This is a genomic window from Jonesia denitrificans DSM 20603, assembly GCF_000024065.1.
In the GTDB taxonomy this organism is placed as follows: domain Bacteria; phylum Actinomycetota; class Actinomycetes; order Actinomycetales; family Cellulomonadaceae; genus Jonesia; species Jonesia denitrificans.
In genome coordinates, this window is sequence record NC_013174.1 from 2334782 (window position 1) to 2346865 (window position 12084).

At 57.0% G+C, this 12084-nt stretch carries 18 protein-coding genes; all 18 read left to right on the forward strand.

All coding sequences use genetic code 11. The features are described 5' to 3' along the window. Nucleotides 1–60: 60 nt before the first annotated feature. The 18 genes from JDEN_RS10785 (at nt 61) to JDEN_RS13185 (ending at nt 12014) form a co-directional block, all read left to right on the forward strand. On the forward strand, nt 61–246 hold the full coding sequence (locus tag JDEN_RS10785; RefSeq protein WP_015772415.1) for a hypothetical protein: 186 nt from the start codon (nt 61–63) through the stop codon (nt 244–246). Further along, nucleotides 243–608, forward strand: coding sequence for a WhiB family transcriptional regulator (locus JDEN_RS13175; RefSeq protein WP_015772416.1), 366 nt, complete (start codon nt 243–245; stop codon nt 606–608). Before JDEN_RS10785 ends, JDEN_RS13175 begins: the two co-directional genes overlap by 4 nt. Beyond that, complete coding sequence (locus JDEN_RS10795; protein ID WP_015772417.1) at nt 605–856, forward strand: DUF2188 domain-containing protein; 252 nt, start codon at nt 605–607, stop codon at nt 854–856. The genes JDEN_RS13175 and JDEN_RS10795 overlap by 4 nt, the downstream gene beginning before the upstream one ends. Then, nucleotides 846–1802, forward strand: coding sequence for a hypothetical protein (locus tag JDEN_RS10800; protein ID WP_015772418.1), 957 nt, complete (start codon nt 846–848; stop codon nt 1800–1802). Before JDEN_RS10795 ends, JDEN_RS10800 begins: the two co-directional genes overlap by 11 nt. Continuing rightward, nucleotides 1799–2158, forward strand: a complete 360-nt coding sequence (locus tag JDEN_RS10805) for a hypothetical protein (RefSeq protein ID WP_015772419.1) — start codon at nt 1799–1801, stop codon at nt 2156–2158. Before JDEN_RS10800 ends, JDEN_RS10805 begins: the two co-directional genes overlap by 4 nt. Continuing rightward, nucleotides 2155–3438, forward strand: coding sequence for a replicative DNA helicase (locus JDEN_RS10810; RefSeq protein ID WP_015772420.1), 1284 nt, complete (start codon nt 2155–2157; stop codon nt 3436–3438). Before JDEN_RS10805 ends, JDEN_RS10810 begins: the two co-directional genes overlap by 4 nt. Further along, nucleotides 3435–3638: a hypothetical protein gene (locus tag JDEN_RS13510; protein WP_015772421.1), complete on the forward strand. Its 204-nt coding sequence runs from the start codon at nt 3435–3437 to the stop codon at nt 3636–3638. Before JDEN_RS10810 ends, JDEN_RS13510 begins: the two co-directional genes overlap by 4 nt. Nucleotides 3639–4052: 414 nt before the next feature. Next, nucleotides 4053–4334, forward strand: a complete 282-nt coding sequence (locus tag JDEN_RS10815; RefSeq protein ID WP_015772423.1) for a hypothetical protein — start codon at nt 4053–4055, stop codon at nt 4332–4334. After that, nucleotides 4331–4711 carry a DUF4326 domain-containing protein gene (locus JDEN_RS10820; protein WP_015772424.1) on the forward strand — a complete coding sequence of 127 codons (381 nt, stop codon included), beginning with the start codon at nt 4331–4333 and terminating at the stop codon, nt 4709–4711. The genes JDEN_RS10815 and JDEN_RS10820 overlap by 4 nt, the downstream gene beginning before the upstream one ends. After that, the gene (locus JDEN_RS13890) at nt 4708–4848 is read left to right on the forward strand and encodes a hypothetical protein (protein ID WP_169304109.1); all 141 of its coding nucleotides are present in this window, start codon (nt 4708–4710) and stop codon (nt 4846–4848) included. The genes JDEN_RS10820 and JDEN_RS13890 overlap by 4 nt, the downstream gene beginning before the upstream one ends. Before the next feature lie 68 nt (nt 4849–4916). Beyond that, complete coding sequence (locus tag JDEN_RS10825) at nt 4917–5471, forward strand: hypothetical protein (protein WP_015772425.1); 555 nt, start codon at nt 4917–4919, stop codon at nt 5469–5471. 312 nt (nt 5472–5783) lie between these two features. Then, nucleotides 5784–6086, forward strand: coding sequence for an HNH endonuclease signature motif containing protein (locus tag JDEN_RS10830; protein WP_015772426.1), 303 nt, complete (start codon nt 5784–5786; stop codon nt 6084–6086). 490 nt (nt 6087–6576) lie between these two features. Beyond that, nucleotides 6577–6918, forward strand: coding sequence for an HNH endonuclease (locus tag JDEN_RS14330; protein WP_226926645.1), 342 nt, complete (start codon nt 6577–6579; stop codon nt 6916–6918). 243 nt (nt 6919–7161) lie between these two features. After that, the gene (locus JDEN_RS10840; protein ID WP_015772428.1) at nt 7162–7731 is read left to right on the forward strand and encodes a bifunctional DNA primase/polymerase; all 570 of its coding nucleotides are present in this window, start codon (nt 7162–7164) and stop codon (nt 7729–7731) included. A 48-nt stretch (nt 7732–7779) separates the two neighbouring features. Next, a complete protein-coding gene (locus JDEN_RS13180) occupies nt 7780–8148 on the forward strand; it encodes a P27 family phage terminase small subunit (protein ID WP_015772429.1) in 369 nt (122 codons plus the stop codon). Between the two features lie 157 nt (nt 8149–8305). Continuing rightward, nucleotides 8306–9913: a terminase gene (locus JDEN_RS10850; protein ID WP_231953669.1), complete on the forward strand. Its 1608-nt coding sequence runs from the start codon at nt 8306–8308 to the stop codon at nt 9911–9913. After that, the gene (locus JDEN_RS10855; protein WP_015772431.1) at nt 9910–11244 is read left to right on the forward strand and encodes a phage portal protein; all 1335 of its coding nucleotides are present in this window, start codon (nt 9910–9912) and stop codon (nt 11242–11244) included. Before JDEN_RS10850 ends, JDEN_RS10855 begins: the two co-directional genes overlap by 4 nt. Then, nucleotides 11244–12014: a VG15 protein gene (locus JDEN_RS13185; RefSeq protein ID WP_015772432.1), complete on the forward strand. Its 771-nt coding sequence runs from the start codon at nt 11244–11246 to the stop codon at nt 12012–12014. The genes JDEN_RS10855 and JDEN_RS13185 overlap by 1 nt, the downstream gene beginning before the upstream one ends. Nucleotides 12015–12084 lie beyond the last annotated feature (70 nt).

Here is a 12084-nt window from a genome sequence, read left to right on the forward strand (position 1 = left end):
AGAAAACCCGATCCCCGGAGCGCATCCGGAAAAACCGATACCAGATAAGGAGAACCCCCAATGACCCGCAACCGTGAATCCTGGGCACACCACGCAACGCAACCCGCAGCAGTAGACACGATGCTCACCGACATCCCCCGCACCCGAAACACGCCCGAAGAACTACGCCTCGCCGCAGCGTGCGTGCACCGGCACGCACCCGCCACCGCCCGCCTACAAATCCTCAAAACCCTAGGACTCTCATGACCGCCTACGACTGGCAGACAGACGCGATCTGCGCACAAACAGACCCCGAACTCTTCTTCTCACCAGACCCGAAAGAACTCCAGGCGGCAATGAATCTCTGCGGCACATGCCCCGTCATCAAACAATGCGCCGACCTCCGCAAACAAGAAAACCACCGCTACGGCATATGGGCCGGCCAATACTACTCAGACTCCAGCACACCACGGACACCCAAAAAACGGGGTCTAACACCATCCTTCGACCACGAATACGCCCGCGACCTCGCAGCACAAGGCATCCCCCGTAAGCAAATCGCCCAGCAACTCGGCTGCACAAAAGCGGCCCTCGACTACGCCCTGAACCCAAAAAGGAAAACGAAATGACCACCTTCCAACAAAAACACGGACGACCAAAACCACCCAAAATCTGGGGCGGCTTGGGACGCCTTCAGTACGAGATCGCCCGCCCCCACGTCCTCACGATATTCAAAGCCCGCAAATCTTCACTGTGGGCGGTCAGCTCCAAAGGCTACGAAATCCACGCCTTCGACACGCGCGCTGAAGCAATCACCTGGGCACAAAAACACGCCCACAACCGCAATGAATCAGGAGGTGAGGTAAGTGGCGCGTGAATACGCGAAAGTGAAAGCCGGGATCTGGCAAGACGACGACTTCCGGGCACTGCCACCCCACGCACAACACCTGTACTTCGTGATCCTCACAGACCCGAAACTCTCCTACTGCGGCGTCACCGACTGGCGACCCAAAAGATTGCTCCCCCGGTCTGCCGGGTGGGAAATGCAAGCCTTAGAAGAAGCCGCTGCAATCCTCATGGATCGACGGTTGCTAATCATTGACGAGGACACTGAAGAAGTACTTGTGAAATCGTTTCTCCGCCACGACGGGGTAATGGCCCACAATAAACTGTGCGTGTCCGCGATGCTGGCTTATGGAGAAGTCGCTTCAAATACTATTCGGGGCATTATTGTCCACGAATTAAATCGCCTTGCAGAAGAGTTTCCAGCGTGGCCGACGTGGGAGCGAGAGCAGGTGAAGGAGGTGCTGAAGCGGCAACCTTTGGACCCGTGGAGCGAACAGTTAGGGAACCCATTTGGGTGTGCGTTAGACCCTAACTTAGCCACCCCATTAGCCCCTAGGTTAGCCCCTAACGCCTCGAGCGGTTTGGGAGTGCCCTACAACAACAACAGCAACAGCAACATAACAACAACAACATATGGGCACGACACAGCCGCACCCAAGCGCGCACGGAAGGCACCGGCTACGCCCATCCCTGCCGGGTGGGCACCCACCGAAGCCCACGGCGTCAAGGCTCAAGAGCTAGGGGTGGATCTTCATACAGAGAAAGAGAAATTCATTGCACACGCACAAGCGAACGACAGGAGGCAAGTGAAATGGGATGCCGCTTTTAATCAATGGCTTATTAAGTCGGCTGAATACAAACAGACCCGCACGCCAAACGGTGGCGGGTTTTCTTATGCCCGGAATCCTTCACAAGACGCGATTGATCTTGCGAGGGAACTTTACGAGCGCGAAACAAGATTGGAGATTGAATCATGAGTGGGAAATTACCTGAGAGTGTCGTGGCAATGCTTTTCGCACGGATCGCGGCTTTGGATTCCAGGAAGACGACGATTGAGGCGGTGCAGGCGTTTGCGGCTGCACTGGTGCCGATGACGGCGGAGGACGCGGTGAAAGCGATTGACTTTCATCGGGAGACTTCCAGCGAGTGGCTGATGCCCGTGCACATCAATCGCATCGTGAAGGCGTGGCGTGAGGAGCGTGTACGGCAGGCAGGGCAACTGATCCCACCGCCAGAGCTTGCGGACGACCCGGTCGCTGAAATCAAGTGGCGGCGTCAGATGGTGGAGGCCATCGCGGACGGGACACGCACACTGAGGGAGGTGACGGCATGACCCTGGCAAACCCCGAAGCAGAAGCAGGCATCATCTGCGGTGTGCTGCACGGGCGGCCAGAAGAGCAAGACCGCATCCTGAAAGCCCTTACCCCCCGTGACTTTCACACCCCAGCACACGAAGACATCTGGGCAACCCTCAAAGCCATGCAGGCTGAGGGGCGTGTCATCGACGGAATCACTGTCATGTCCGGGCTGGCAAAACACGGCCACCAAAACCACCAGGCTTTGATCCCGGACATTATGACGATGGGCACCCCAGCAGTGAGCGCTTTGGCGTATGCGAAGGACGTGAAAGACCTCGCAGTGCGCCGGAACCTGCAAGCCATGGGCACTAGGGTGCAGCAACTCGCGGAAGCACCCGACGCGACCCCCGCCGAGCTCGCCGCAATCGCACAGCAAGAACTCGACGCCGCTTACACAGCGGAGGAGGAAACCAAAACACACGCACAGGATCACGTAACAGCGGTTCTCAGCGACTTAGAGGACCCAACCCCACCCCAGGGCATCCAATGGCCATATCGTGACGCACAACGGATTCTCGCGCCGATGCAAGGCGGGCAGTACATCGTGATCGGTGCTAGACCAGCCGTCGGTAAATCCGTCGCTTTGGCGGACATCGCACGGGACGCCGCAATCCGACAAAGGAAAACCGTCGTCATCTTCTCCCTAGAAATGTCCTCACAGGAATACACCCGACGCATGATCGCAGCCGAAGCCGGTGTGCGCTTCAAAAACATGCAATCCAAAACCCTCACCCCAGCGGACTGGGACAAAATCACCCCAGCCGCAGAAAGGATCGCCCAAGCGCCACTCCACATTATCGATGACGTGTCCTGCACAACCGCCGACATACGCTCCCGTGTCCGCGAGCTGAAAGCTGACCTGATCGTGCTCGATTACATCCAAATCGGGACTATGGACCCCGCTGACAAAGACCGCAGACAAGCCCTCGAAAAGTATTCGCGGTCCCTGAAAATCATCGCCAAATCATTCAACATCCCACTGTGTACGGCTGCGCAACTCAACCGAAACGCCGCCAGTCCTGACACGCCCCCGCGCATGTCAGACCTCCGCGAAACAGGGGCCCTAGAGCAAGACGCCGATGTGATCATCCTCCTCCACCGCCCAGACCAAGAACAACCAGAATCACCCCGCGCAGGCGAAGTCGACTACATCGTCGCGAAACACAGAAACGGACCCACCGGCACCATCACCCTCGCCGCCCAGCTCCACTACACACGATTCACCAACCTCGCACACCAAGGAGAACCGAAATGACCCGCGCTCACGTTAAGCGCCCTGTGTGGGCGTGGCACTGCGACAGATGCGGCGTAGCAAGCGGCGACTTCGCCTACAACCAGCAGTACCTTCCAACCCCCGACGAGATGCGGGCACGCGGTTGGTACATCGCAGAAAAATGGGGCGACCTATGCGCCCACTGCTCACAAACCCCACCCATCGAAGAGCCCCCATCATGAACAGCTTCGTCCGCATGTGTGGTATCTGCACATGGGAAACCCCACCCCAACACGCATACGACACAGCCCACTCAGCCCTCTGGGGCCACTACCACACGGCACACCCCTACACACGCACTCACGCAGGAAAACTGAGGAGAAAACCATGACCGACCACGCACAAGAAGCCCTCCAGAGGGTACTCAACCTGCACAGGCGTTCTAGTGCAGTATTTTCGTGGCGAGACGGACCCCGCTACGAGGACCCTTGCCCTGAATGTGACGGGAGGCCAGGTGTTCATGAGTGCGGATGTTGGGCACCCCGACAAATTGAGTACGTGTGTGCCGAATGTCACCGACTAGGCAGTGGGTCGCGGGGAATCTATGACTACACATGGCCCTGCCCAACCATCCAAGCCCTCGAAGGAGAACCCACATGACCGACTACACGCCAACCACCGAGGAAGTACGCCAAGACTTCGCTTACCCATGGGAAGGCTTCAAGCAGGACAAGCAAGGACGACTCGAAGCCTTCGACCGGTGGATCAACCGGCGCGACCGGAAAGTCAAAGCGAAAGCGCTACGTGACGCCGCCGACGCCATTGAAAGATTGGCACGGGAAACAACCCACGTCCGCGTGACCGAGCACGTACTAGTAGACGTCGGCGCACCTGGTGTGCTCCGGGAATATGCCCGACTTTTCACGGAGGAATCATGACCATCCCACAACGCGTCCAGCGCCGCCGCACAAAGGGGTGGCGTATGCCAGACAACACCATCTACGTGGGACGCGGCTCAAAGTGGGGAAACCCATACACCCTCGAAATCATGCAGAAAAAGATAGATGAATTGGCCGGATTATTTGAAACGGAGTCATCTATCAGCGCCCGAGAAATGGCTGTTGAAGCGTTCCGATGCGACATGAAGTACGGGCCAGAGTCGGCTTGGTGGTGGTACGGCCCACACATGAAAATCTTGACTGCGCTCAAGCACTTGCACGATCTACGCGGCAAGAACCTCGCTTGCTGGTGTCCACTCGACCAGCCCTGCCATGCAGACGTTTTACTCGAACTCGCCAACACGGAGGGATCATGACTTCGACGCCAACCGGTGTGCCCATCATCCAATGCGGCACCTGCAACCGCACTCACCCCCAAGGCCGGGCACACTGCACCCAATGCGGCAGGGCATCACTATTCCTCGCCCACGGAAAATGCCGCAACTGCCAATAACCACCACACCGCAAACCCAACCCGCCCCACACGGCGGGTTTTTTCACACCCAAAACCAAGGAGACACCATGACCGCACAACTCCAAGCCATGTGGGCCACCATCACCGAAGCCCACCCATACGCCCAACTCATCATCCACACCAAAAAATCCATGTCCTACGTAACCATGGGCGGCCCACCCCGCGACAACCACAAACCCCCATGCAACCTCATCGCACTCTCATGGACAGAAACCGTCGAACGCACCTGCAAACAATGGGACCAAACAATCCACACCATGCCCACCAACATCACCAACATCTACGCGAACCTCGGACCAGCCGACCAACTCGACCTACAAACCACCACCCACACACTCCACAACACCAGCCTCCAATACCTACCCGGACACGTCCGCACCAAACGACTCACCAACACCCAACGCGACCACCTCGCACAGGACTACCACTGCGACACACTCGACGACGTACGCCTAGCCCTCGCAGCACTAGGCCACCAAGTCCCACTCGACACAATCAAAACCTGGTCTAAACGCGGACACCTCACCAAAACCCCCGACGGCTGGCCACTCGCCCAAGCCCTAGAAAGAACACGCTCACGCACACCCTTGACAACCCAATGAACCCTGATATAGTTCATAGTGGCACTACTACACGCAACTGCCACACAGACTAAAGGTCACCCACACGGTGGCCTTATTTTTATGCCCACACACAGGGCAAGCCCAGACCCCAGAAGGCACCCGGGAGCAAGACCCGGCTGGGCACCACACACACGCAGCCCGCCACGCGGGCACGCACACTTCCCTCACCCGCCACAAACAATCGCGCGGAAACGCACGGCGCAGAGTGAGGGAACACAACCACAAGGAGGACGGCATGGCAGGACGACGCTGCACCACATGCCCAACCATCCTCACCCACAGGCAAGCGTCATGAGCTGGACAACCAGCGACCGACGCAAACGCCTACCCAACAACTGGCCGCACCTCATAACCCAAACCCGCAACCGCGCAAAAGGCCAATGCCAAGCAACACGGCACCACCCCAAATGCGACGGCCAAGGCTCAGAATGCGACCACATCACCCCCGGCGACAACCACACACTGAGCAACCTCCAATGGCTCAACCACCACTGCCACAAGATGAAAACGCAAGCCGAAGTAGCCGCCAACAACACGCGACGTGCCACGATGCGCAAACGGCCTGAAGAAAAACATCCCGGCCAAACCAAATAGAACACCGGCCTAATTAACCGGTACAGAAACCCCTGACGCACTCCAGAGCGTCGGGGGTTTCGCTATGTCTGGAGACACAATGAAGACCTGCACCATCCAAGGATGCGAACGCAAACACCAAGCCAAAGGCTACTGCGGCTCCCACTACAACCAAATCCTCAAACCAAACCGCCACCGCAAAGAAGCAGTGGCATGCGACTGGTGCGGGACAACCTGCTACAAAGAACCAAGCAGACACAACAAATACCAACACGTCTACTGCACACTCCAATGCCGCGACACGCACCGCACAGCATTATCGAGGCTGCAAGCAGGACCACCACTAAACTTCCTCGGATACTGGTTCAACTGTGAACACTGCGGGTCCGAGTTCCATACCAAGGCAATCAACGGCAAGTACTGCAGCACCCCTTGCTCATCCCGCGCCCACGCCAGAGCACGAGTGAAGACCCAAACCGAGGACGAATGGTTGGCCTTCAACAGGAAATGCATGGAGTGCGGGCAAGCATACAGGCACAAGAGGCAAAACCGGCTGCACTGTAGCGACAGATGCAGGGACATTGCGGCTGATAAGCGCGGCGCAGTTCTACATCGCGGATGGATTCGAGATGGAATACGCAAGGCTATCTACGAGCGAGATGGTTATGTATGCTGGATCTGCAACAAACTATGCGACACCAGCGTGGACCCGCAAACTCACAACGATGCACCGACTCTTGATCACATAATTCCACGATCTAAAGGCGGAACCCACGAGGAAAGCAACCTAAAGACAGCACACCGCATCTGCAATTCTTTGCGCGGCGACGGAGGGGTTGAAGTTCTCTTCTAAGGGTGGGGCTCCCCTCCGATTACCAGGACCGCTTCACCGACGGTTAGCAACTCCGATTGAGCGAGCGGCTTGTGTCTCGTTTTTTACCTGTTTATAAGGCTCTCAGGTTTGCTCCTGGGGGGTTTTTTTGGTGTGGGGTGGGGTGTTTTGGCGTCTGTGGTGATAATGGTGTCTTAGATTCGCCCGGTTTTTAGTTTCGTGACAAACCGCTGGTCAAGGCGTGTTTTGTGGTAGACTTGGGGTATGAGTAAAGCGTGTGAGTCGTGCGGGAAGCGCATTGAGCTGGCTGGGACTGGACGCCCGAAGCGGTTCTGTGGTCAAACGTGCCGTAAGCGTGCTTCTCGTGCCCCTAAGACTGGCCTGCCGGTGGAGCTTACGTCTCGTGCCCGGTGGGTGCGTCGGCAGGGTAAGCGTCCTTTGACGGCGAAGGGTTGGTTTGCTTCTGTGACTGACCCTAGGACGTGGGCTACTCACGATGAAGTGAAGGCTTCCACGAAGGGCGATGGTATTGGTTTCGTGCTTGGTGATGGGGTTGGGTGTATCGACCTTGACCACTGCATCGTGAATGGTGAACTACAGGGTTGGGCGCGTGACATTTTGGATCGCTGCCCCCCAACGTTCGTGGAAGTGTCTCAGTCGGGTACTGGGTTACACATTTTCGGTCTACTCCGTGAGGGGAAGGGCCGTGGTCAGCGTGGCGGTGATGGTGTCGAGTTTTACTCCACTGGCCGTTATATCGCGGTGACTGGTGATGCTTTTGAGAAGTCAGTTCTTCGTCTTGGTGATCTGACTGAGGTCGTTTCCACGCTGTAAGCGGCTCCCAGGTGGGGCGCTGCGGTGTCCTACCCCAGGAGGGTGATTATGGTGAAGAAGAAGCCTGCCGTCCCTGTGGGGATGGATGATGCCGGGACTGCCCTGTGGGAGCAGATGTGCGGTAAGTATGAGTTTCGTTTTGATGAGCTGGTGTGGTTGGAGTCGGCTTGCCGGTCTGCTGATCGTCTAGTGATTATGCGCGATGAGCTGAAAGCTCTTGGGTACATGCTCACTGGGTCAACTGGTCAGGATGTTGTGAATCCGCTTGTGGCGGAGATTCGTTCTACTGAAGCGCACATGAATAACGCCCTCGCTAAACTGAAGGTTCCTGATGAGGGTGGTGGCGCGGTTGAGGTGAACCAGAACCGCGCGGCTGGTCAATCGCGTTGGGCGAAGTCTTATGGCAAGGGTGCGTGACGCAAGCGGGCCTGCTCTTATAACTTCCCATGAGGCTGAGAAACGCGAGATTATCGCGTGGTATAGGGGTTTCCTTGAGGACGCTCTGCCGCCTATTGGTCTTGAGTGGGAACCAGTCAAGATTGGTCCTACTTGGCAATGGGACGATGGATGGTCTTTGCCTGATCGGACACTTGGGTGGGAAGTTCTTGCCTGGTGTGGGTTATGGCTGAAGGGGAAGCGCGATAAGCCGTGGCAGTACACGGCGGAGCAGGCCCGGTTTATTCTGTGGTTTTATGCGCTTGACGAGGCTGGGCAGTTTGCTTACCACTCGGCGGTTTTGCAACGCCTGAAAGGGTGGGGCAAGGACCCGCTTGCTGCCACTTTGGCTTTGGCGTCGATGCTCGCGCCTATCGACTTTGATCACTGGGACGAGGACGGCGAACCGGTTGGGCGTGATTCTGAGAATGCTTGGGTGCAGCTTGTGGCTGTTTCGCAGGAGCAGACGAAGAACACGATGAAGTTGATGCCGGGGTTGATTACGGCTGAGGCTCGTGAGTTTTACGGTATTCAGCCGTCGCGGTTGAATGTGTGGGCTTTGGGGGATACCCGCCAGATCGAGGCCGTGACCAATAGTGTCATGGCGATTGAGGGTGGGCGTCCGACTCTGGTTGTGCGGAACGAAACGCAAAACTGGAACTCAAGTAATGGTGGCCATGATATGGCTGGGGCGCTTGAGGGGAACGCGGCTAAGCGGGATATTGATTCACCGGCGCGGATGCTTGATATTTGTAACGCGTACCGGCCTGGTGAGGATTCAGTGGGTCAGCGGATGCGTGAAGCGTATGAATCCACGTTGGGTGATGTGGATGACCCTGATTCTGCGCCTAAAGCAATGGATTTCGGGGTCCTCTACGATTCCTTGGAAGCTCCACCTGAAGCGCCGCTGACTGCTGAGGCCGCACCGAGTGTGGTTGAGGCTATCCGTGGTGACGCGGTTTGGCTTGATGCTAAGGGTCGAATCTTGAAGTCGATTCTGAACCCCGCGAACCCGCCAAGCGAATCACGGCGTAAGTGGTACAACCAAATCACAGCCCGTGAAGACGCCTATTTGTCGCCGCAGGAGATTGATCCTTTGAAGGATGAATCAAAGGTCGTCAGACAGGGCGAAGAAATCGTAATGTTCTTCGACGGCGCTAAAACCGACGACGCCACAGGGCTTGTCGGGTGTCGTGTCTCTGACGGTCATGTTTTCGTGATCGGGATGTGGCAGAGACCGCCCGGTGAGCGCGGCAAAGACTGGGTTGTCCCCAGGAACAAAGTTGATTACGCGGTAGACCGAGCTTTTTCGGACTATCGCGTTTCTGCTTTCTGGGGTGACCCGTCGCACGTCCTTGATGACGAATCGAAAGACCGCTTCTGGGATGGCCTGTTTGACCAGTGGCACCGCAAGTACGGGCGACGGCTCAAACTCTGGGCGGACGGGAAGAAACACTCCGTCATGTTCGACATGGCCGACTTCCCCAAGCAAAAGGATTTCGTGGGCGCGGTCGAGGCTTTCCTCGCTGATGTGGAGGATGAAAACTTCACATGGGACGGGGATATCCGGCTGCGTCAGCACTTCCTGAATGCCGTGCGGATGCCAACCCGTGCAGGCCTGTCTATTGGGAAAGAGCACCGCGAAAGCAAACGCAAAATCGACCTCGCCGTGTGCGCCATCGGTGCGCGAATGGTCCGGCGAGCATACCTAAACAATGCGAAAAAGAGAGGGGGCAAGGCCTGGTGAAGAAAAATGACGTACTAGAGCTTGTCTCACAAGAATTGCTTCCCGCTCTTGATAAGGAGATTCAACGGACCCGCGAGCTGGAAAAGTGGTCTCAGCATGGCGGTAGGAAACCTGTTTTGCCGAGCAATGCGGAGCGTGAACATAAGGCCCTTGCTGATCTGGCGATGACCCCGTGGTTGGGTTTGATTCCGAGGGTTTCGGCTCAGCAGTTGAAGGTTGATGGCGTGTATTCGCCTGACCGTTCTGATGAATCGCTTGCCCTGTTTTGGGGTCCGTGGCAGACGAACAACATGGGGACTTTGCAGCACACGGTTCACCGTTCTGCTTTGAGTTTCGGGATGGGGTTTGTGTCTGCGGTGCCTGGTGACCGTGGGGCGGTTTTCCGTGCGTATTCAACCGCTCAGATGCTCCCGGTTTATCAAGACCCGGTGCATGACGAGTTCCCAATGTTTGCTTTGCGCATGGAAACCTTGCCTAACGGTGACCGGATGCTTTTTCTTTTGGATGAGACCACGGAGCACATTTTGTCGGTGGAGAAACGCACTGACAAGTGGGCTTACATCACTTTGAGTGATCACAACGTGGGCGTGTGTCCGGTGGTGCGGTATGCGGAGGAGATTGACACTGAGGGGCGGTCACCTGGGGAGATTGAACGCCTGGTGACTGTCGGATCACGTATCAACAAAACGGTGTATGACCGTCTTTTGACTCAGCACTACAACTCATGGAAGGTCCGCACGGCCACGGGCTTGGACGACACCATGAGTGATTCTGAGGCTGAGCAGCTGAAGATGAAGCTTCGGCAGAATGACATTCTCACTGGTGGTGAAGGTGTCAGTTTTGGGACTCTTGCCGAGACGGCTCTTGATCCTTTTGTGAAAGCGAAAGAGTCAGACCTTGAGGACATTTCGGCGGTGTCTCAAACCCCGATGAGCGCTTTGGGGAAGATGGTCAACGTCGGGAACGACGGGGTCGCTGAAACGAAGTCTGGGCTGCGCGCTAAGACTCGGTTGCGGCAAGATTCCTTCGGCGCATCCCATGTCCAACTGCTGCGGCTCGCTTCTCACATTGAGGGGCGTAAAGCAGATTCAGAGGACTTCACTATTGAAGCTCACTGGAAAACCTTGGACATTGACCTGCTCGCTCAGGAAGCGGACGCTTACGGGAAGATGGCGGGGATGCTGGGCGTCCCGGTTGAGAAGCTGTGGGAGAAGTTCTCTACGATCTCGAAACCCGAAGCCCAATCGTGGGCAAGGTACCGGGAAGACCACCCCACGGCGGACGAGATTACGGCGCGGTCAATTGCTGGTCAGCTTGAAAGTGCTTTGTGATGAATTGGCGTGAGCGACAAACCCTGGATCGGTTTCGGCGGCGTCAAATCTTGCGGGCCTCTCAGGTGGATTCTTTGATCCGCCGCGAATGGGCGACCCTGGATATTAGCGACATCGACCGGGGTCGTGAGCGCGTCCTTGATGGTATCGAAGCCCGGGTGATCGGGCTGAGGACTCTTGAAGCGCGTGAGGCGGATGTTTTCGTGTCAAAGATGCGGGAACTACAGCGGGTGGGGTCAGGCAGTATTGTCCTGGCCCCAGCGAACCCCGGCACTGGTTTGCGTGAATCACTTGAGATCAGCGGACCGGTCAGCTTTAAGCAGCGTGTCGGTGCCGGTGCTCTTGATGAGGTCGCTTTCTTGGCGGCGCGTGATCAGATGATGGCCGAAGCCCGGAAACTGATCATGGATGCGGGGCGGGAGACTGTGCGCCTGTCTGCTGAGGCTAACCGCCGCTCTATCGGTTGGCGGCGAGTGTCTGACGGTAATCCGTGTGCTTTTTGCGCGATGCTCGTCGGTCGCGGACCCGCTTACAAATCTGAGGGCACCGCTCTAGGGGTGATGAAGTCATATCACAAGCATTGCGGCTGCACAGCAGTGGAAGTCTTCACCGACTGGGAACCCACTGAGCGGGAGCAAAAGTACGTGGACGCTTACCAAGCCGCTGCGGAATACGCAGACGCACAAGGTGTGCGCCGTGGGTGGGAAACGGTTCTCCCCCACATGCGCGCCAACGGGGACTTCAAAGACTCCCCCAAACGCAAGAAATAACTAATCAACTTCAGGTCCACCCGCACTTAGCTGGTGGCCCTTTCGCATACCCGGAATGCCACAGGAGGGC